The organism is Cyanobacteria bacterium FACHB-DQ100 (assembly GCA_014695195.1).
Classification (GTDB): domain Bacteria; phylum Cyanobacteriota; class Cyanobacteriia; order Leptolyngbyales; family Leptolyngbyaceae; genus Leptolyngbya.
On sequence record JACJNW010000028.1, the window covers coordinates 628,562 to 650,672 of the forward strand.

Here is a 22,111-nt window from a genome sequence, read left to right on the forward strand (position 1 = left end):
CTGTATTAACTTTTCTATCGAGCAGTACAAAATCTATTCCTTCAAGAAATCGTCGTCTGTGCGATCGGTTGAATCAACAGTGACTTAATATCTCTAGAAACCGATAAATTACAATTCGATCGCGGCTCGGAACTTTGGAGTCAATTTGTCAAACGAATTAATTCTCTTTTCACCCATAGATACTCAGAGATCGAACGATGGTAGCTTACACTAGAAGCGTTTGTTAACCCATTACACCGATCGTCATGACGATATTTGTGGGCAAAACGCTCTCAAACGGCAAATATACCCTCGATCAAGAACTCGGACGGGGAGGGTTTGGCGTGACCTACCGTGCGACTCACCATTGGCTCGCTCAAGTCGTGGTGATTAAAACAATGAATGATGCACTGCGGCAAGACCAGAACTTTGCCAACTTCCAGCGTCAATTCCAAGATGAGGCAAAACGGCTCGCGATGTGCGTTCATCCAGGCATTGTGCGGGTCAACGACTTTTTTGCCGAAGAAGGCTTGCCCTACATGGTGATGGATTATATTCCGGGTCTGACGCTGGCGCAGGTCGTCGCTCATTCGCCCTTGCCCGAAGCGACCGCGATCGCCTTCATCCAGCAAGTGGGAGCAGCGTTAACAGCCGTGCATCAGTTGGGATTACTGCATCGGGACGTGAAGCCACAAAACCTGATTTTGCGTCAGGGAACCGATCAGGTGATTTTGATTGATTTTGGTACAGCGCGGGAATTTTCTCCAGGCTTAACGCAAGCGCACACGAGTATGTTTTCCGAGGGCTATGCGCCGATCGAGCAGTATTTACCCCAAGCCAAACGTACCGCTGCAATCGATGTCTATGGACTGGCGGCAACGCTTTATACTCTCGTCACAGGTCAGGTGCCGATCGCATCAGTTTTGCGCGATCGCCAACCCCTCCCGGAACCGCGACACCTTCGCCCCGATCTGAGTCCGAGAACGAATCAGGCAATTTTACAGGGCATGGCACTTGAACCGCACCACCGACCCGCCACCGTGGAAGACTGGTTAGCCTTGCTGCCAGAACTAAAGCAGGAAGCGATCTCGGCCCTGCCGATCGCATCGGTTCCGGCTCCAAGAGCACCCATTAGCCAAGTTGCTACCCTCGCGGTTGGCTCACCTCATTCTGATCGAACGGATCGAACGGATCGCGTGAACGTTCACACAGAACCGCCGCTCCCCCAACGCCACGATCGATCCAAACAGCCTTGGCTCTGGGGTGGGATTGCTGCGATCGGGCTAGCAGTTCTGAGCCTGTGGGCAACCCGATTCTCAACACCATCCAGCACTCCAGTGTCTCCTCAACCCACTGTGTCACCCCAGGATGAGCCATCGATCAGTCCAAGGCAGCGTGAGGATATCGTTGCACCGTCTGCGCCAGCGCGTCCCAAGCCAGCATCGACTCCAGCCAGCCAACCGTCTGCTCCTGAAGCATCGCCCTTGGTTACACCAGAGCAATCCCCTGATCCCCTACCGCCAGAACCAACGCCCGCGCCAGAACCGCCAACGATCCCATCGCCTTCTGCCAGCCCGACGACTTCGCCGTCTCCAGATCTAACCCCTGACCCGCTACCCCCTGCGGTGCAACCCATTCAATCCGAGCAGGAGGACAAAAAAGAAAGAAAAGAGCAGCGCCAAGACGAGAAACGAGAAGAAAAAGGGGAGAAGCCAGACAAAAAGTAGCTACTTGTGCCGATTCGGCGTAGGCTCAAATTCTGCAAGCTGTGTAAATAGACCTAGATAGAGCAGTTATGTTTGATTTTCAATTTGTGTCGTTCCCTGCTGACTGGCAGGCTTTGGCGCAACATCTTCCCATTGCTTTCATCGCAAAAGCCTTTTTAACACTCTTTGTGATCGTCGATCCGATTGGATTAGTTCCTCTGTTTATTACCCTAGTTGAAGGTCGATCGCCGGAGGAACAATCTCGCATTGCTCGACGCGCTATTTTAGTCTCAGCCGGGATTCTCTCAACCTTCGCCCTCACCGGAGCCTTTGTCTTACGCTATCTTGACATCAGCATGGAGGCGTTTCAGGTTACAGCCGGAATTTTGCTCTTCAAGATTGGGATTGATATGGTGTTTGCCCAACGAGAACGGGAAACCAAAGAAGAGGAGCAAGAAGCGCAACTGCGTGAGGATGTGAGTGTCTTTCCGTTGGCAATTCCATTAATTGCAGGTCCTGGTACGCTCGCCAGTATGCTGATTTTGATCAAGGAAGCGGATAGCCATGTGCTGGGAGAAGTAATCGTTTTGACAGATGCTGCGATCGTGCTGGTGATCGCTTACGCATTGTTGATCCTGGCAAAGTATTTAGCTCAAGCCCTGGGTCGAACCGGGGTCAATGTGGTGACTCGGATTTTAGGGGTGTTGCTGGCGGCGCTGGCGGTGCAATACATTGCGGATGGCACGATCGCTTTGTTACAAACGGGCGTGATCCACTTTTTGCAGCAGTACCAAGCTTAGGACTCTGTTATGCAGAGAGTTGTAAATTGCAGCTTGCTAACTTCGGTTGCTTATGTGAAGTAGCGATGTCATTGATGCAATGGCGAAGATTGCTCAGGCTGATGCTGCTTTGTACAGCACCAAACGTCAGGAACGTAATCGGGCAATCGCTGATCAGGCTTAAGTCAGTGTCCTCGCTGCAATTACAACTGATTGGTTACTAGTTCAATAGTTTAATCATTCTAGATGTAACGAAGCCAACAATGAAAGCAAGCAGAAATGGCACAATAATTACCCAAAAAATGAAAGTTACGATCATAATGTCCACACCAGGAAGAGAAACATTGGAATTTGAGTTGAAATCGAAGTGTAATTGATCGGCTCTAATGGCTCCTAGCTTCAGACAGAACCTACCGTTGTGTGTTAGATGACTGCCACCCCGGCAGATACCGCTTAACATAGTCATCCGCCCACCCAACTAGACGCTGAAGCGATGATTGTAATTGCGTTATCAAGTCCTGTTGCATCTTGTCGGGGTCTTGTCCTAAAGCTGCACCTAGTGCAAAACCAATGCCCCAAATCGAGAAAATGAGCGCGATCGCAAAGAGCAGTAGGAAAAACAGCAGCGCGATCGCTTGCTTCAGGAGCATCCAGGTTTTACTCAGCGCTTGCTTATAAATCACAGCCGTTTCCCGCTCTGTGAGCGTTTCCCAAAGGGCGGTACTGTAGATTTGAATCGGAGTCGTTTGGGCTGAAACTTTCTGGAGCTCGCCCCCGGAACTAAGCTTTACCATAGCCGATTGAGATTTAGTGTCTACTGAAGGGGTATTCATCACCATTGCTCTCCTATTGTTCTAAGGATTTCATTTCTAATACCTGATTGTTTTTTGTGGTCATTGTTTTTGTTAACTCCTCTTCTAATACTTGAATCGCGCCACTAATTCGCAGTAACGTCTCTGTAAGATGTGTCTTTTGACTCTCTAACTCAGACAATGCTTTCTGACCTGCCGTAAATTCTGCTTTTAATTCTTTAAGCCGTTGTTCTAGTTGTTCTTGCATGAGTAAAATCCGTTTTCTTAGCCAAACCAAGATTTTTTATCTGCTTTCTGTTCTAGCATTTTAACTTGTTCTTGTAACCTACAAATCTTCCATTGCTGGCGATCGCAGAGATACGACAATGTTAAGGTTGTCTGTCGTTGATCTTGAATCGCTTTCGTCAGAATTGCCAGGATATCTAGCGGGTTAATGGCTTTCTTGTCCATTGATGCTACTAAATCGGGAGCATCTTCAGAAATGAAACCTACCCGAATTTTATCTGCCTCCGCTATATAATTAAACTTAACTGGATGCAATTCCTCTAGAAGTTGATCCACCTCTTGGCTAGATAGTTGAGTGATGTTCTTTTTCAACGTTCGAGAAGAAAGTTGCTCAATGTCCCCTCTCACATTGTTGCCAAAGATATGTCCATTCACATACAGTTTTGTTTCTAACAACGGTGTACTGAACTGAACTGGACGATCGGAATCGAGTTTGCCAATGACGACTAGACCGTCTGCGGTAATCATTAATTGGTTTTCGCCCTTGCTGTTTGCAAACCGTGCGATCGGCTGGTTGTATTGCAGGGTGGCTGCTGTTGGAGCTGTTTCAAAGTGAGGGACGAACGAAAACATAGAACCCTCAGCACGAGTAATGAGCCGCGGGGATTGTCCTGCGAGCGTAATCGTATCACCTACATGCAGAGCAGCATTCGATCGAACTAGGGTGGAACCAATATTAATCACATTGCCTTGCTGAGCAGTAGAGCCTTGCACATACAATCTGGCAAGTTCTCCGGGCTGAAGTTCAGTTGCAGGGGTGGTGGTTAAATTCCCGGCGATCGTCAGTGTTTTAGTGGTAAGGTCTGTCTCAGCAGATTCATCAGTGTTCGAGGGATTAGCAAGACGAGATAAGCTTTCTGCTAACCGAGTATCAACATAGGTTTTGACAGCTTGTTCCGTTGGTACAGCCCTCGTTGTATTTCGTAACCTTCCATCTGTAGAAAATTCATTGATGTCGGCACCATGCAGCAGTTTCAGAATGCCATCAACAGCCAAATTTTGGACACTAAAATCAACTTGATTAGAGCCATTGAGAAGTGCTCGTTCATTGAGCGTTGTATTCAATCGGTTAAAGCTGGCATCAACGTAAGTTTTAATCGCTAGCTGAGTAGAGAGCGTTTGGTCATTGGCATTTTGAAGCCTGCCATCTGTAGAAATCTGATGAATGGACTGTCCTGTACTAAATCTAAATGAACGATTGATCACTAAGACACCAGTTGTACTGGTATTCGTGACACTCAAGTTTGTTGTATTGACTTGACCATCTACCCATACTGTTGCCGTTTCCTCCCCTGCTTTTTCGATAAACACATGATTGTCGATCGTAAGTCCCCCTGTGGCACGGCTACTTAGCTTGGTGCTTCCTTGAGTAAACTGGAGTGCATCGCCTTCAAATTCTGTTGCTTTGACTATCCCTGTTACTTCTAGGGGAGCCGAGGCGAACAGACGATCGTTTTGTCCTTTTAAGGCCCCTCCATTCACCAATTCCAATTGCTCTTGGAGTTGAACAACTCTTGCTTTCAGCGTTCCTACTTCAAAGGTGCTTTGTGGCGGTAGCTTGAGGTTATCTGTCTCGATCGTGCCTCTCACTTGTAAGGCTTCGGTAGGGGTCTCTGTGCCGATGCCAACTTTTCCATCAGCCGCCACAATCAGGCGAGTAGAGTTTGTGCTGTCTAGAAAACGAGCGATCGCAGATTGGTCTGATTGTCCTTGAACAGACAGTTTTGCTGTTGGTGTCTCTGTTCCGATGCCAACGCGACCTTGGGCAGTAATGATGACTTCAGTCTTGTCTTCATTGTTCTCTAAGCGCGAGAAACGAGCGATCGGCTTTTGATAACGGAACTGCCGATCGGCACCTAGATCGATCGGAGGCTCAATTTGCAAAGTTCCAGACTGATCGTCTGGTAAAATCTTTGTGATCAGCGTGGTTTGGCCATTAGCAATAATCGTGTCGCCAGGATTCAAATCCTCTTTCTTCAAACTTTCTTTGTCATCGATGCTTGTGACTGTTACTTCGTTGGGTTTATTCCCTGGGGAAATCCTGCCCTTTTCGATTTTTTCAGCCCCTTGAACATGCAGTTTTGCAAGTTGCTTTGCTGCTCCTAGGTTCAAACCTTCGGTCGTCTGTAAACAAGCAAACAAAGGAGAAAACTTTTGCCGTAAGTCCTTTACTTTGCTAAAAGCTCCGTCCTGATAATGCACCTGTGCTAGGCGACAATAATGATGATGAATGCCTTCACGAGGTCTAAACGCGGAAGAATCAGCCACATTATCCCCGCCATTCACCCCTTCAATCTCCTTGGCAGCACGGGTTGGAATTAGCCAGTAATCTCCAGTCTCGTAAACAAATTCTGCTCCAAACTGAACTTGAATACCCTCGTTGCCCAACGGAATCGGTTTTGCTGAATCGGTAGGAATGCCAGGCTGAGTCGTATCAGAGGTGTAGTCCCAACGACGAACTTTGAGCTTCTGGTCTTTAGCTGCCTTCTCGGAGATAAATTCTGGTAGTGGCACATTGGAGTTGTCTGAAGGGGCAATTTTGCCAAAAAACAGCTTATCATCAAAAACTTGTACTAGGCGAACTAATGTTCCTGGCTTTCCTTTTAATTCTTGTGCTTCATCGGTAATTTCGAGCCACTGATCTGGCTGAGAAGATTGCCAACTCTCAGCACTTTTCCGACTAATCGTAATAATATTGCCTTCAATGCTCCCGATTTTACTCACAATCGTTCCATTGTTGCGTGACCATTTAAAGGTTGCAGTTCCAACGGGTCCAGGAACATGAATTTCAATTCGATATAAATTATTCTCTAGCGTACCGCTTGTAGATACTTGGATCGCTGGCTTGCGATCTTGTTTTGACTTAAAAAACTCATTCCATTGCTCATCAATGGAACCTGTGCCTTTTAGTAAGTGTAATTTGACTTGGGCGATCGTTTGAGTTCGCGTTGCCGTGTCTGCTCCATTCAATGCAACTTCACAAATGCCTGGATCTTCGATCGCAGTGATGTGACGTTGCCAAACATCGAGATAGACTAAATAGTCTTTGTTATCTTCTAAACCATTCTTTAAATCTGTTTTGAGTGCGTCCTGATAGTGCTTTTGCGTTGCGTAGGTGATGGATTCCTCTAATTCACAAAGAATGCCATCAACGTAAATTCGCCCCCACCCAATCTTCAGATCTTTGCCATCGGCTGTTGGTTCGATATTAAAATTTTTAGGTGATGTGGGGTCTTCCACCGCTCGTGGTGCCCCACTTAACCCAATGATGTCCCGCACTTGAGTTTGCATCAAGTGACTTTGAATATCAACTTGCTCATTCCAGTCAGCATCTAACTGCAACCGTCCTTGCTGCATTCGGACACTGCTATAGTGTTTCTGTGGTTGAAATGTAGACCGAGTAAAATCCCCTTTCATAGCTCCCGCTCCCTAAGTCATGTAAAAAATGCTTGTTTTCAAACCAAACCGCAAATACTCTTTGAGACTTGCCCGTAAATTTTCTTCCCGTTGGGGTTGCTTCAGAAAATGGAACGCACCCATTTCAGACCCATCCTCCGCGCCTCGGCGAATTGCTTGAGCACAGGTTTGGCTCAGTTGCCCATAACCGGGTTGACCATGATCAGGAGAAGTCCAGATTGGCTGAATGCGGCTCAGAATTGGAATTGTATTGTCAATGCTGGGTAAGCCTTGATTGTGAGGAGCCCAACTGTTCCCGTGGTCGGTGGAATAAAGAACGCTGCCGATCGATGTCCCCGCGCAGATCATGCCTGTTTTTGCATCGACAATGATCGTAGTGATGCTGCGATCGCTCAAGCGGAATGGCGACGTAACCACTGTCCAATTCTTGCCCTGATCGCTCGATCGCCAAATTCCACTGCTCATGGTGCCTACAAACAGATAGGAACTCGTAAACGGCACTTCGCCTGACACTTCAGGACAAAATTCACGATCGAGCGTGCTTTCCCAGGTCTGCGGGTTCACCTTACCCACAATCCGTGTTTGTCCTCGAATGGTAATTGTGCTTCCCTCAGCTAAGTGTTGCAGATCCGTGCCTTGAATGCTCAACCCAGCTACCGTAATCTTGCCTGTCACTGATTGAATTGCTAACGAAGTGATGGTTGATCCAGATAGATTCTGGCTCACGGCAGACCAGCGATCGCCCGGATAAGCGGCGCGAAAAACTTGACCCGCTTCAGTTCCAACAAAAAGTTGTCCATTATGGTCGATCGCTAGGGCAGTAACAAGCTGATTTTCTAATCCTCGATTCAGCGATCGCCATTGCTCTGGTAGATCTGTCGAGCGGAACAAACCACTTCTCGTTCCCACTAAAATGCGTCTTTCTGAATCGATCGCTAGTACAGTAATATCCTGGTTTGGCAAGCCTTTCATCGGCTTCCAACCCGTTGACTCGCTGAACTGAAAAACGCCATCTCCGGCGGTTCCAGCCAGTAGCATTGCCTCCTTAAAGGGTGGTGCGTCAGCCACAAGGGCGGTAACTCTTGTTCTGATTGGGCTGTCGCTCTGCAAAACAGTCCAACTTGTTTTACTATCTATTTTACTGTCCATCAATCGATAAACTTCTCCACTCCCTGCTCCAGCTAAGAGCGAGAGGTTAGTTGGAACAAAGAAGAAGGGAGTATTCGATAAATTACGGCTAAAGGGTTTGTCGATCGTTAGAGTATGGTCAGAAGCAATATCTTCAATGCTTCTCATTTCATTACCAATAATAATCAGGCTTTGTTTCTTTAGCTGTGTTGTAAATTTGGTAGTGTCGCGATCCACCGTACTATCTGTAATCGTTAGTCCATTGCAATCTACATTGCCGTTTCCTTGACTTGGAATCCAGAAAACGGTTTCCGTTTCCAAATCGGGTTGAAAAGGTTCGTCGATGCTGACTACTGTATTGCTATAGCCCGCGACGATTCGGACTTGTTTTTGAGCGATAAAGATACCCCTGTCTGATACTTCACGGCTAAAGTTAGTTTGATCACTGCCAATGATAGTATCACCGATGCTAGAAATTGTTCCTGTTCCAGGTTGTGCAGTAAACAGCGCAGTTTCTTCTGGTATCTCGGAGCCGAATGGTTCATCGACGGTCAAATCATTGCCGTTAATGCTAACAATGGTGCGAATGCGCTGATCGGATGAAAAAAGGATGCTGCCTTCTTCGACATTGAAATTATCGAGAAGCGTGCCTGGAGCGGTCTGGAATGTGGTGCGATCGCTTAAAATGCGTCCTGTTAATCGGTGTGGGAAAAATAGGATTGTACTTGCTGGTACGGTTTCGCCAAATGGCTCGTTTACAGTAAGTTCATTCTCATGAATAGCAGTAATGGTTCTGATGCGTTGATCGGCTCCTAGCACAACATCCCCTATCCTCAAGTTCAAGTTATCAATCAAAATGCGATTACTGACTTGGAACTTAGTACGATCGCTTGAAATCTGTCCTGTCTCCTGTAGAGGGACGAAGAAGAACGGCTGATTCTGCAACTCAGGAGCAAACTTTTCTTGAATTTTAAGCGCAAAATCTTTCACGGTTCGGATCTGATCTTTGGCAACAATCGGAGTGCCGATTCTCAATTGAGCGGTGAAGTCTGTGTGAGTTCCATGAACAGTAATGCCCCTACTCTGAATCTTTCCTGTTCCTCGCAGCGAATCTGTTTCATAGGTGTGTAGTGCAGAACAATCTAGCAGAGCAGGAGAAGTGCTTGAGTCCTGTTCCCATTGTTTCTTTGAAGTGTCCCACTGGAAGATACCGCGTCCTGCGGTTCCTAAAATCATCTGCTCGTTAATTGGATTGATCGCGATCGCAGTGATCGCAGCAGGTAATTCTGTTAGTTCTTGGAGTGCCAGATCCGGTTGGCATCGATAGCGCGAGGGCGTTTTTGAACCAAGAGGAACATAGCAAAACCGCATACAGCCCGATTGTTGATCAAGGACAGACACGAGTTCAGCAAAAATGCTATCGCTGGTGCTGAGGCTCCGAACTCGCGTAGCACCGAAAACGGTTGTGGTTTGAATCTTTACTGTTGCTCCCGGCGCGACGATCGCAGTCTTTCCAATGGAGCGCAATCCATTTTCATCAATACCAACATCAATAATGCTGTCCTGAATGCTTAATTCTGGAACTGAGTCTGCCAGGAGAATGCGTCCGCAAATGCTATGGTCGATTGCGATGGATAGTTCATCCTGCATTCCCAGGTTGGTTGAAACGGTGTCTGGACAGAACCATGAGGACAAGCATGAATCGATGGAGCCGTCTTGCTCTGAGCGCTGACACTGAGCGAGGTTTTCTTGTAATGCACAGTAGACTTGGGACAGCCCAATTTTGAGAAACTGAGTGAGTTGCTGAAGGCGGTGTTGGGGAGACAGATCACGACGATCGAAGCTGAGTTGAATCAGTTGCTTCAGCATTGTGAGACTATAAAGCATGATCGCAAGCAATCCCCAGCTATCGGAAGGTTGCTCCTCATCGCGATCGCGATTTGACTCTTCTTGGATAGTGGGCTGCGTTGATGCAGTTTTGACTTCTAAGCCCCACTCGGAATGAGGAACTAGGGTGCAATGGGCAAGCCGTAGCTGTTTGAGATAACCCGGTTGAATCGTGAGTTTGCCTTCAATTAAAAACCCATCCAGCAATAACTCACCGGGCTGAAACAAGGATTTCTGTGCACCAACTGGAACACTCGCCTGCACTGAAAGATCGCCGCAGAGGTGAGGACGGCATCCATTAGCAGCAACGATCACTAACTGTGTCTGCAGCTTCTCAGTGGAGGGAATTACAAGGGTGAGATCTCCTGTGTAAGTCTGATTGTCTTTCACAAGAATTACGCCCATTTTCTTCGATCGTTTATCTTGGAACTGAGGTTCTACAGGAACAGTCCCAAGATGTTGCCAGCTTTTGCTCATCTCAGCAGGCTTCACATCAAGGGGTTTCCATCCCTGATTTCGTTCGTGAGCAACGAAGAGAACTAGCGATCGATGAGGGTACTTGCCGAGATCCACTTCACACGGCTCTTCTAAGGTAATCAATCGTCCTAAACAATCAGCAGCTTTTCCTGCGCTAACGCTCACTTTGCCATTGGATAGTGAAGTGACACTCAGACCCTGAATAATGCCTGGATTGAATTGAACACGGGCATCTATCGGCGACGCTGTGAGTCTTCCTGTGAGTCCGATCGACAAGCGAGCTAACTTCAAATAGTGCTGGTTTACAGGGTCGGCGGCGGCTTCAGCGCTCAGAAATTTGATCTCCCACTTAGGTTCCCAGGGCTGAGATCGAGCCGCGATCGCAACTGTCACGGTTTGATTGCGATAGCGTGCTAAATTGCCAATTCGATAGGGACGGTCTAGCTGAATTTCTTCTCCTGTTGCACCGATCGCCCTCCCCGCAGCAATGGTTAAGCTCCAAGCTCCTTTCTCGGCTTGCACCTGTAAATCTTGCTGCTGAATCACACCAGGCGTAAAAGGAGGCAGGTTAGATGGGCGATCAAGAATATCAGTCTTGACAATAGGTACAGAAATCTCTGCCAACCGAATATATATTGCTTGGGGATAGTGCTCTAGCTCTGTTTTAGGCAGAATGTGGATTTGCCAGTTTGCATCAGCGGGCATTTCAGAATACACAATCGCCAACACGATCGTTTGATTTTGATAGTCTCTCAGATCAATCGGGATGTTGCGATCGAGAAGCATGGTTCGACCTAATTGGTCTACTGCGGTTCCTGGGGTCACGATCGCTTCTAAAGTCTCTGGAGGCGTGAGCACTGTCAAGCCCTGTACAATTCCGGGTTGGAAGGAGCCAGATTGCGGCGTAAACGAGGTTTCAATCTTGCCTTGGGCATCGACGCTAAGTCCAACTAATCGCAGATAAGTGCCTTCCGAATACTGCTCTACTTGCGCTTGAGAAATGAGATTCAGTTGATAACGAGGTTCGATCGAGGTTGCCCAATAGGAAAGCACTATCCAGAGTGTTCGTTCTGCTCGAAGCTGAGCACTCAACTGGCTCAGGTGCAGGACATCTATTTGGTCGTACTCGATCGCACGTCCCTGAGCATCGACCGCTAATCCCGTATTCACAATCACTTCATCGGTTCCGATAGTTGCGATCGCGCTCAATCCCTTAACAATTCCCGGATGAAACCGAGGGCGGATGTTAGCTTGGCTCTGGCTCACTCGACCTGGAGAAATAGTGATCTGGGCAAGGGGAATGTGAGTCAGATCATGCAAATTCTGCCAAGCTTTCACTGTTCCATTCCAGGTTTGAACAGCTTCAGCTAGAGGGTTTTGATTGCCCGATCGCGCTTGTTCCACTTCCCAATACAACGGATATAGATATTTGCTGTCTGCGTCTTCCCTAGAAGATGAGTTTATCCATAGCTCTGAAGACAATTGTTCTGAAGACCAAAGTGGTGTGAGCGATGCACCGCGACCGTAGGAACCGCCACCCATATCACCGCTAAAACCATAGGCATAGTTGACTTCTACTTGGCTAGGGAGTTTGTCGTTGAGAAAAGCGATCTGTCCCAATTTAGGATTGACGGCAACGACTTTAGTTGCTGCTGGAGGTTGCGTCAATAGAGACGGCGTTTGTTGTAGAGTTTCTAATTGGGTATTCTCGTCGATCTCCAGATGAGTGATCAGCACCTCTTGGGCTGGAATTGGCTGGGGCTGACGATTGATGAAAATTTGAAAAACGGGTGGCTCCGCACGATATCCAGCATAGTCTGGGTCAGGTCGTAATTTGCCTGGAACATTTACTTCCTCAGCAAGCTGTGTGATCTCTGTTTGCGTTTGAGGTTGGTTAAAGAGATTAACCTTGGCATCTCCTAAAGGATTAAACGTATAACAGCGATCGCGGAGTGAAGGATGGACTTTTTGAAGAACGCCAGCATTTCCTTTAGTAATGGGGTAACTTTGCAGCCGCCAGAGAAACAGACCCAGATTAGCAATGTTATAACGACCTTGTTGGCGCACTTCTGCGGTGTAAGCAACCTGTTGTTCAAATGGGGTTCCTAACCGTTGGAGAGCACTGGACGATCGCAGATCGACGGTCGCATTTCCAGAGCGGATATGGTTCACATTTTGACTGATTGCCAGTTGCTCAAAAAATTCGACAGCCCTAGCCTGCCATCTCGTCACATCTCGCGCCAGTTGTTCTAAAACCGAAGCAGTTCCCTTTCTGCGCCGATACGCTAGCGTATTGGCGACATAAGCTCGTTGTTCCTGTTGCCCGTAAGTGCGCGATCTTAAGCTTGTGATGGCATTACGAGTGCTGACCCCGCTCACGCCTAACAAATCTCCGATATACGGAACCACCCAATCCGCGCAAGTTTCAATGAACCAGTTTTCGTAGAGTTCGGCAATATCGCCCTCTAGAACATTCAGTTCTTGCTCAATCAACCTCAGCAGCGATCGGAGTTCTTGCCGTTCAAGATCGAGTTCTTGCGGGTCTTGCCGTTCAAGATCGAGTTCTTGCGGGTCTTGCTGTTTGAGGTCTCGGAGCTTTTGTCGATCGAGATCTCGTTCGCGGTAAATCGCGGGTAATAGTTTATAGAGACGATCTGAAGGGAGAGTCATAGCGTTGCAACTGGGGTGAGCGTAATATTCGGGAGACGAAGCAGTAACAATTGAGCGGGCTGAATTTGGTTTTTCTGGGCATCCCAAGCTGCCGGGTTAGCAGATAACCTCGACTGAAGCGTTCGGCTAGCATCGCGCCGATGTAGGGCATCTAAATCGACCGCCAGAACCCCCGGAACAGACTGAATGGCAGCAATGACTTCAGATTGGGTCACGGGTTGAGCAAAGGCTCGTCGCTCGAACGCAAACTGAGCTAAAAGCTGCTGGCGGATAGCAGCCTCGACCTTATCTGCTTGATAACCCGCTTGCACAAGAAACCTTGCGTCCAATTTGAAAAAGAGCGGTTGAAACGAATTGACTTGAACTCGTTGAATGGGATCACGAACGGCATCGATCGCGCTCACTAAGCTGCGATACAGGTCTGAATCGGTGGCGACCGTTTCTCCTGCCACTGCCGCAACGGTCAGATGTACAATTTCTGCTTCGCCGTTCCACAATGACACTGCCTGAGCTTTTCCAATTCCAGCAAAGGTTTGGGCAAAGTCTTCAAAATCCTGTAGCGACACAATGCGATCGAGGGTGCGGGTTATGGCAGGAACGCTTGTGCGGGCTGAGTCTAACGATTCTCTAGGTGCAGCTCCGGTGGCGGGAAGAGGATTGGTCACGCCCAGAATACTCGATGGCCCCGTTTTCTTTTGACTGATGCGACCGGCTCCTGTTTGTCCACTCAGACCAATTCCACTGCGATACATGACCGAGATATTTTCCCGTCCGCTGGGCAACCGTGCGCCCCGTTGACCATCGCCAAACGTGAGCAGAGTTGTTCCATCTTCCTGAATTTGCACGATGTAGCGTTGATCTTGCCTGCTGAGCGGATAGAGAGAAGCAGCTTCCGTCCATTCAACGTCATTGACAAAGACTTTGAGCGTACTCTGACCACCGCTGGGGGTTGGGGCGGCAGTATAGGTTAGCGGTGGCTTATTTAAGGCAAAGCGTTGGTTGGGAATGGCACCATTTCCACTGCCCAAGATTTCGCGAACGGTTTCACCATGCGTTGCTTCAACTACATTTGCATGAACGCTTACTGTTGCTGGATCATAGCTATATTGCAAGGGCTGTGCGAGCGTCAGAATAGGGCGGTCTTCGTCGTCAGGAGGAACTTGCAAAACACAGGTTTCACTCACGATCGGATCGTCTTCTATCGCGGGTTCTAACTGGATATCTCTAGCATCTATGATCGTGAGCTTGCCTTGAAACCCGTTGCGATCGGAAACAATCCATTGCTTTGCGGTTTGGAAGTTAGAATCGGTTTCTGATAGGACAGTTGGGGCTTTCACGACTTGGAGCAAGTCATCGACTTGTAGTTCTACAGAGGTGAGAGAATCCGGTGATGATAAGATGCCAATTCCACCAACATAGAGATTGCGCTGTTCAATCAAAATGGCGCGAACATCAATATTGGTCAGCTCGGTTTGAAAATCTGCATTGGGTAGCTTGGTTCCTAGTGGTTTCCAGGAGGCGCCTCGATCAGTTGATCGAAACACACCACTCATTGCAGTGCCAACAAACAAATGCTGAGTTTCTGGATCACAGCGAAGACAGCGAATTTCTAAATCATTGGGATTCAATCCGGTATTAATGGCTTCCCAGCGTTGCCCTTGATTGGTTGATCGAAAGATTCCACTCCCCGCAGTTCCAGCAAACAGGACAAAGGATGATCCGGACGGAACTAATACCAAAGCAGTGATGTATAGATTTGATAGACCAGTGTGAAGCGTGAACTGTGTTCCTAGCTTGAGCGCAGGTTTGAAAGGAGAATCGACCACCAGGATTGCAGGATTGTTCGGATCGATGCTAATGACTGTTCGGGTTTGTCCTTCTGCTTCAAGCGTATCGCCTGGTCTGAGTTCTGCTAAAAAGTTGGTACTTTTTTCTCCGATGACGATCGCGCCTGTGCTAGAAATTGTAACTGCTCCGGTTCGAGTATCTGTTAATTCTTTCCAACTGCTGCCTTGATCATTAGAAAGAAAAATACCATTGCCATAACTGCCTGCGGCGATCGTTCCATTACGGCTGGCTAAGGTTCGGACGTTCTGCTTCGTTAAACCAACAGGTATCCAGGTTTGACCGATATCGATCGATTTATAGATTCCATTGCTTGTTGTTCCTGCAAATAGAGTTTTTTGATCCTGATGCTCATACTTCATTAAGGTTTGCACATTGGGACGGACAACACCAAGGTTAATAGGTTCCCAGCTTTTGCCGCGATCGCTAGAATAAAACAATCCTTCCTTTGTTCCGGCAAAAACCTTAGAGTCAGAGCCTGAGATCGATTCAACGTGCAAGGTTTGAACTTCTAGATTTCGTAGCCCTTGATTCACAGGTTCCCAACTTTCTGCTTCAGTTTTGGAGCGAAAAACACCCGATCGAGTTCCAGCAAATAGATACAGTTGATTGTCTATGCGACCAGAAGCCAGTGCTTGGACAGTATGGTAAGCAAGACCTTGATTCGCATGTTCCCAGTGAACATCCGTCCAATTTTTACCATCATCGGACGAGCGGAAAATCCCTGCATTGGTACTTGCTAACAGGAATCTTTTCTCGGTATCGATCGCAAGACTATAAATTTCTGGACTTACCAATCCAAAATTAAGCGGTTCCCAAGAATTACCATGATCGTTAGAACGAAACACACCTTTGTGTGTGGTTCCTGCAAACAAATAATTCTTGCGAGAATTCACAGCTAAGCTACTAACCTGATTCAGATCTTGATTATTAATTAAGTCCCAAGAACCACCATCATTGTTCGATCGAAACACTTCTGAACTAGCAGTTACAGCAACAAGATAGGTAGTGTCAGATTTTGTATAAACTACTAATGCCGTGACGGACTTTAGTTCTAGCTTCGATTCGCTAATAAACTGTGGCTGAGTTGAGGTCGTTTGCTTAAATACACCTTGATCCGTTCCGATGTAAAGTTGCCCATCTACCGAGTTAACAGCTAAAGAGCGAACGGAATTGATACTAGCAATTCTCTGCCATGCTTGTTTTTTATCAGCATTCACACTTAAGCGAAAAACTCCGTCCTCTGTTCCCGCAAACAATGTGTTGAGATCATACGATCGAGACCTCCATGAATTTTGGGACAACGGACGATCGATAGTGAGATAGATTTGCTGAGGGATTTCATCCTTAATATTGGTAATGATTCTAGATTGTTTCTCAATAACGATCGTATCTCCAACTTGCGGTTTGTTGGAATCAGAAATACTACCACTAATTCGTATATTCAATCCGTCATTTGCAGCGACTTCCCCGCCTCCTTTTCGTGTATAGGCTGCAAGGCACTGAATCTCTTTATTTTCTGGATTTTTAATCAATTCTTTCCAAGATTTTCCCTGATTCTCAAAGTATAAAATTTGATCTTTAGTGCTAGCAAAGATAGCACTATCAGGCTGATAAATGACAAGAGATTGAATAGCTTTATCGACAGGATTTGCTGTGGAAAAATCCCAATTGCGCGATCGAAAGATTCCTCCCGTATTTGCCCTTGCGCGAATATGCTTACCGCTCACAACGAGCATTTTTCCTGGTGCCAAACCATGAGTGTACTGGTTCAAGAAAATTTTATTATCCCAAATTGGATCTTGAAAAATTTTCTCCTTCTGTACAGAAACCGTTAGGCTTTCTTCTGCGATCGTTAACAATTCGCTTTGAACTAATGCAACGCTTGTCCGCAAGCCAAAATCTCTAAAGTTACTAATATCTTGTTCTGGCAAAATACGAGTAACTTTTGTGTCTAATGTAAAGTCTTGACGCTGAACGGTTGAAACGTCTGCAACTTGTACTACAGCGTGAGTGGGTGTTTTGTCGGCATCAGCTTGATTGCCGTCTTTCTGATTAATTAGAACCATCCAGCTATCTTTCAAGACTTTAGGATAAAGACTATCTAAATCAACCTGGTTCTGCCGGACGTGAAAATTTTTCCATTCTGCTGGTTCTGAAGGATCTTGTCTTTCTTCAACAAAGCCGGAAAAACGTGCGCTAGTAAATACTTTCTGGGTATCTGGACTGATGACGATCGAAGTCAAATCTGTAGTAGTTAACCCTTCATTAATTTTTTTCCACTGCCAGTTTTGATCAGCAGGTGGAAGCAGGGTCGCTTGAAACATGCCCTGCTCGGTCACTGCAAAAACTTTTTGAACGGTATCATCCGCATAGATCGAAAAAACAGTTGTCCCTTCTACATTTTTTAGTTGCTTTTCTAAGGTTGGTGGCGATGAATTGATGGAGTAATACCAGACCCCTTCATTTGTTCCTGCTAATAAATAGGCATCTGTTCCAACTTGATAAGTTGTTAACGAGTAAGTAATTTTGTTTGAAAGAGGTTCTTCCCAACTTTCGCCATGATCAATGGAAACATGGATTCCTTGATCCGTTGCTGCAAAAATTTTACTTAATGTAGACTCAAATGATTTTTTCTCTAAATCTTTCGGAAAATTCCGATCAAGTGTAAGTACATAGCTTTCTATTTTGGAAATTTTTTGCGTTTGTGTCCCAACAGTGAGCGTATCTCCAGTCTTCAGAGTTCCCTTCGGCAACTCAACCGTTATCGCTGTACCGCTAATTTCGCTAAGTGTCCCAGCTGCATCTGTAGAAGATGTAAACGATGCTCCACTGATCACGCTAGCGTCAAAACTTTGCTCAAGATTGATTTTAATCGTGTTAATTTCAGTGATTTTCCAAGTTTGCCCATCAACAGCGATCGAGCGACCTGTTACAGGAGTATTAGTCGCATCTTTAACTGTAATTGTTTTGTCACCGGAAGCTGTCTCAACTTTGCCAGTTGTAATTCCTGAAGTTTCTGAAATACTCAGCAAATCATACACAACTCGATTGGGCAAGCCCTGTAGATGCTGATAAGTTTTTGGATCTTGGATATCTGTTGAAATCTTTTCTGAAGACCAATCTTGCCCTTGGTTGGTCGTGCGATAGATGCTATCGTCTGTTCCCGCAAAGATATAGTAAGTTTCCCCTGCTGCATAGGCGAGCAATGAGCGCACAACCACATTCGGTAAACCCGTATTCACTGCTTTGATTTGATCTCCCGCGCCTTTTTCAACACGGACATTGCCAATATGAATCGGACTCCAGGTGTCGCCATTGTCCTTCGATCGATAGACTCCGCCTCCAGGAGTTCCAGCAAACAGATCTCGCTCATCGTGCACAAACAAGGCTTGCACATTCAGATTGGCCAATCCCGTATTCACTGCCGTCCATTGCATGGAATCCGCTTCAGACGCTGGAATACTACTGCGGAAGATTCCTCCTCCGGCTGTTCCGGCAAAAAGCAATTTGGTTTGATTCGTAGATTTAGATGCAAGACAAAAAATATCTTGGTTAGGCAATCCCTTGCTGTTCGCCTCCCACACAGGTGACTCAGCAGTCATAGAAGCTGCAAAGACCCCTCCTTTGAGTTTGGCATTGCCCACAGTGCGCTTGATGTCATCGGAAACATTTTGCCAGCGAGGAGCACTGTTGCCGAACAGTCCAGCCCGTTGTCGAAACGCAAAAAACTTGGGGTTGCGGAGGATTGTTTTATCGTCTAGCTCTAGTGGCGGTTCCCAGGTAACGAAAGTGTTGTCAGCCTCCAGATTCTCCTGAACTGTAGTAAGAGTGAGCAAAAACCGCTTGGGCTGCTGGTCTTCTATTCCCGTGAGTAAAATCCAATCTCCTGCTGCCAGCGATGTATTAATGCCTGCAAGATAGAGCTGGCTCGTATTGCGCGTAATAACCTGCGGTTTTGTAAGACGTGGCTTCAGCGCATTCCAGTGGGGATGCGCCAGCAAATTTTCACTCGTTTCAAACGTTTGAGGCGCACCTCCCTCATCGGGAACACTCATCAATTGTGTTCCCTGGGGAATCAGAACCGTGTCCGGTGCTTCAGGATTGTCTTCGATCGTAAACGCAATCTGGGTACTCGCAGCCACCCCTGGCTTGAGTTCGTATCCCACCAATCGCGCCAATTCGATCATGGATTGTCGTTCCGTGGCGGTTCCCAAAAAACCTTCATTGGCAAGGCGTTCTTGATAAAACGTCAGCACATCTGAAACAACTGCCCAAGCATCCAGCAACGCGATCGCACTGTCCTCTGGATCACGGGTTTTCAGTCGGGGGAGCAATTCCGGTAAGTGAGCCAGCAAGCGTTCCCGAAAGGTAAGATAGGTACCAATTCGGTAATTTAATGCGGATAAACCAGGGCGATTATTGATTTTGGGGGGATCAGGAATGCCGTTCATAAGCCGCCCTCCAGGTTAAATTCAATGCGTCCTTGATGAGGATTGCCAGGATCGTTATTCAGGCGAGGAATTTCTAAAGCGCCAAAGGTCATTTCTCCGGTTTTGAGTTCTGCTTGAGCACGTCTACCCCAGCGTTGGAAGCGAGTCACCTCCACCGATCGAACGCCCTCAACCTGTACCGCCGTTTGAATCACCTGGCTCAAAAAGATCGATTGCCCAAAGGTCAGTTGATCTGGATAGAAAAATCCAACCTGCCCATTGGGAAGCACGCGGTTACTAAAAACATCTACGAGGGCTTGCTTCACAGCCGTCTGGAAATACCCAGGATCAACCTGTACCGCGATCGCAATGTCCAGCGGCACAAAGCGCGGTTCCTCGATCGCGAGATCCTGCCCTGCCATGCGAAAGGGTTCTAAAAACGATCGCAGATTTTGTGTAAACGACTCGTCTAAGGGTTTGCCCCCCTCGCGATCGACAGCTAGAAAAATCGTGTACCAACTGCCCGTCCAGCGCTGAGTCGCCCGGACTCTTTGCACTTCTGGAAAGCGTTGAGCTACTTCCTCATAATCTTTTGTCGTTACTGCTCGTTGCGGCACCCGAAACGCTTGAGGAGCATACAATTTGACCTGCTCGATCGGTTCTGGATCAATCCCGCCTTGAGCCGGTATAGGATTACGAACAGCGAGAATGCCCTGCTGCTCGCTGACAATATGCGCGATCGCCTCGGCACCCACATTGCCCGCACTCCCATTGCCTACCCGATACGTTACTTCAAAATAAGTCCCAACTTCGGGCTGCTTGCCTAACACGCCATCACCAAAGCGCAGATAAGCTTGTCCATCATCTTCGGTCTCGACGACAAAATCGCGGGAAAATCGCTCACTATTGAGCAAATCCCGCTGATAGTTCCAGCTAAATTCCTGAGCATTGTATTCTTTCAGGGTAATACTGGGACGCACAAACCGCCGTTTTTGATCCAGTTCTTCTCGCGTTGCTTCTTGTGCCTTATATTCTTTCTGGGCAAGCCGAGAACGAGTCTCGCGGTTTTGCCACTTCAGCGCCGCTCTAGCCGCTTTTTCAGGGTCAACTAACACCCATCCACCCTGTTGACTCAAGACATAGCTTTGTTGAGTGAGAGGACTATATTTGAGGCGAGGGCGGTAGCGATCGAGCGGCATCACCCGATTCAGTTTACTGGCATCCAAAAGGGTTGGATTTTGATTTGCTTGCGCTTTTGCTGGTTCAATCAGATCTTTGTCGATCACAGCATCTGGATACGTGCGACCGTGATCCACTAAAACGACATTGCCCCGGACTACACCGATGTCGGAGTAAACTCTGCCTTCAATGCGTTTAGAAATCCATAGATCAAAGGGAAGTGCATCTTCTGCATACCATTCCACTTCAACTAAGCTTTGGCATTGAGTTGGATCATTGGCATCTGCTAGAAGCAGGTCTGTTTTAGGTTGCACGTTCTTGAGCCGAACGGCGTGGCGGTGAGTCAAGTCAATGCCTTGTCCTTTGCCCGTATTGGGATTGCGGATTTCCTCGAAGATAAGCACCTTTCCCTGAGTTAAACAGTGCTGTAACTTACCGCCGGAATCTTTCAACGTTGCTTGAGTAGTGCCCACAGGCAAGTAGCAGTCTGGTTCTCCCCAAGTGTAAATGTGAATGTTATTGCAAGCTTGGTATAGCGTAATGTTCTCTAAGGTTTCAAAGACTTGGGCATCAGAATTCAAGGCTTGGCGGATCTGCTCTTGATTGTCGTGCGGATGCAATACGGGAGGCAATCCGTTAATTTGGCTGAAGAAGCGAGTTCCAGCACGGCGATCGCGGGGGGAAGCTCCCAAAAGGTGAATCCCATCGGTTCTAGGATTGAATCGTTGCGGATCTGCTTGCGGTTTTTCCACCTCTAAAGCGACCCAAGCTCGTGCATTGCATCCGTCATGCACAAAGTAATCTAACAGGCGAGCATGACGACGCACCGAAACCCGTTTGCGAGCCGTTCCGAGATAGGCTTCTGTCGCCACCGCATCTTGATGGTAACTAAGGTGATCAGCAGCGTAGGCGAGTATCTCCACCAGCATCACACCGATATCTGACGGGTTCCGTTCTTTCCATTTCGGCAGAGTGATGGTTAATCGATCGAGCATCAGTTGCCGAAAACTAGCATAGTCCTTTGCCAGATAGTCAATCTCCGGTGGCGGTACGATCGCATCTAATGGCGGAGCTTGAGGTTTGCAATCAATGTCGCTATTACCCGGTGATCGCAACGAGAATTGAATTTCAGAGAGTTGGGGATCGAATCCAGTCGGTGGCTCGATGCTGTTCAATTGCCCTAATTGGAGGCGTTGTAGTGGAGATGCCACCAAGCGCAAGAAATAGCTAGATGCGCGATCGCCATCCGGTTTCAGCCGCAGGCTGAACCGTTTACCCGTGGCACTCGCACTGTCGATCGCAACACTCTGACCTGTAGCGGTTGTGATTTGAATGTTGTCTGCTGTGAAGCGATCGTTGCTCTGTAGCTCGTGCAGCAGATGAACGATCACCGTATTTTGATCCGAAGCAACCTCCAGATAGTCAATGCCGTTAACATACTGCCCATCCACTCCAGGCTGAGTGCGAGCGATCTGACGGCGAAGCTGATTCTGGCAGTGATACTGGCTGAGCAT

At 47.5% G+C, this 22,111-nt stretch carries 8 protein-coding genes; 2 read left to right on the plus strand and 6 right to left on the minus strand.

What is annotated here, in order from left to right; all coding sequences use genetic code 11:
* Positions 1 to 251 precede the first annotated feature (251 nt).
* Both H6F51_14115 and H6F51_14120 read left to right on the plus strand, forming a co-directional pair.
* Positions 252 to 1,706: a protein kinase gene (locus H6F51_14115; protein ID MBD1823620.1), complete on the plus strand. Its 1,455-nt coding sequence runs from the start codon at positions 252 to 254 to the stop codon at positions 1,704 to 1,706.
* Positions 1,707 to 1,774: 68 nt separating this feature from the next.
* A complete protein-coding gene (locus H6F51_14120) occupies positions 1,775 to 2,485 on the plus strand; it encodes a MarC family protein (protein ID MBD1823621.1) in 711 nt (236 codons plus the stop codon).
* 389 nt (positions 2,486 to 2,874) lie between these two features.
* Here the strand turns inward: H6F51_14120 and H6F51_14125 are convergent, their stop codons facing one another.
* From H6F51_14125 to H6F51_14150, 6 genes are read right to left on the minus strand one after another with little or no spacing between them, the layout of a single operon-like run.
* Positions 2,875 to 3,258 carry a hypothetical protein gene (locus H6F51_14125; GenBank protein ID MBD1823622.1) on the minus strand — a complete coding sequence of 128 codons (384 nt, stop codon included), beginning with the start codon at positions 3,256 to 3,258 and terminating at the stop codon, positions 2,875 to 2,877.
* A gap of 52 nt (positions 3,259 to 3,310) precedes the next feature.
* Positions 3,311 to 3,523 (minus strand): hypothetical protein, encoded by a 213-nt coding sequence (locus H6F51_14130; GenBank protein MBD1823623.1) that lies wholly within the window; start codon positions 3,521 to 3,523, stop codon positions 3,311 to 3,313.
* Positions 3,524 to 3,540: 17 nt separating this feature from the next.
* Positions 3,541 to 6,978, minus strand: a complete 3,438-nt coding sequence (locus H6F51_14135) for a tail fiber domain-containing protein (protein ID MBD1823624.1) — start codon at positions 6,976 to 6,978, stop codon at positions 3,541 to 3,543.
* A 12-nt stretch (positions 6,979 to 6,990) separates the two neighbouring features.
* Complete coding sequence (locus H6F51_14140; protein MBD1823625.1) at positions 6,991 to 13,140, minus strand: hypothetical protein; 6,150 nt, start codon at positions 13,138 to 13,140, stop codon at positions 6,991 to 6,993.
* A complete protein-coding gene (locus tag H6F51_14145) occupies positions 13,137 to 19,439 on the minus strand; it encodes a putative baseplate assembly protein (protein ID MBD1823626.1) in 6,303 nt (2,100 codons plus the stop codon). The genes H6F51_14140 and H6F51_14145 overlap by 4 nt, the downstream gene beginning before the upstream one ends.
* On the minus strand, positions 19,436 to 22,111 hold the full coding sequence (locus H6F51_14150; GenBank protein MBD1823627.1) for a putative baseplate assembly protein: 2,676 nt from the start codon (positions 22,109 to 22,111) through the stop codon (positions 19,436 to 19,438). Before H6F51_14150 ends, H6F51_14145 begins: the two co-directional genes overlap by 4 nt.

Excerpts from the sequence above, each read along its gene's own strand:
- H6F51_14130 (MBD1823623.1), bottom strand. The coding sequence starts at position 3,523 with ATGCAAGAACAACTAGAACAACGGCTTAAAGAATTAAAAGCAGAATTT.
- H6F51_14120 (MBD1823621.1), top strand. The coding sequence starts at position 1,775 with ATGTTTGATTTTCAATTTGTGTCGTTCCCTGCTGACTGGCAGGCTTTG.
- H6F51_14125 (MBD1823622.1), bottom strand. The coding sequence starts at position 3,258 with ATGGTAAAGCTTAGTTCCGGGGGCGAGCTCCAGAAAGTTTCAGCCCAA.
- H6F51_14150 (MBD1823627.1), bottom strand. The coding sequence starts at position 22,111 with ATGCTCAGCCAGTATCACTGCCAGAATCAGCTTCGCCGTCAGATCGCT.
- H6F51_14135 (MBD1823624.1), bottom strand. The coding sequence starts at position 6,978 with ATGAAAGGGGATTTTACTCGGTCTACATTTCAACCACAGAAACACTAT.
- H6F51_14145 (MBD1823626.1), bottom strand. The coding sequence starts at position 19,439 with ATGAACGGCATTCCTGATCCCCCCAAAATCAATAATCGCCCTGGTTTA.
- H6F51_14140 (MBD1823625.1), bottom strand. The coding sequence starts at position 13,140 with ATGACTCTCCCTTCAGATCGTCTCTATAAACTATTACCCGCGATTTAC.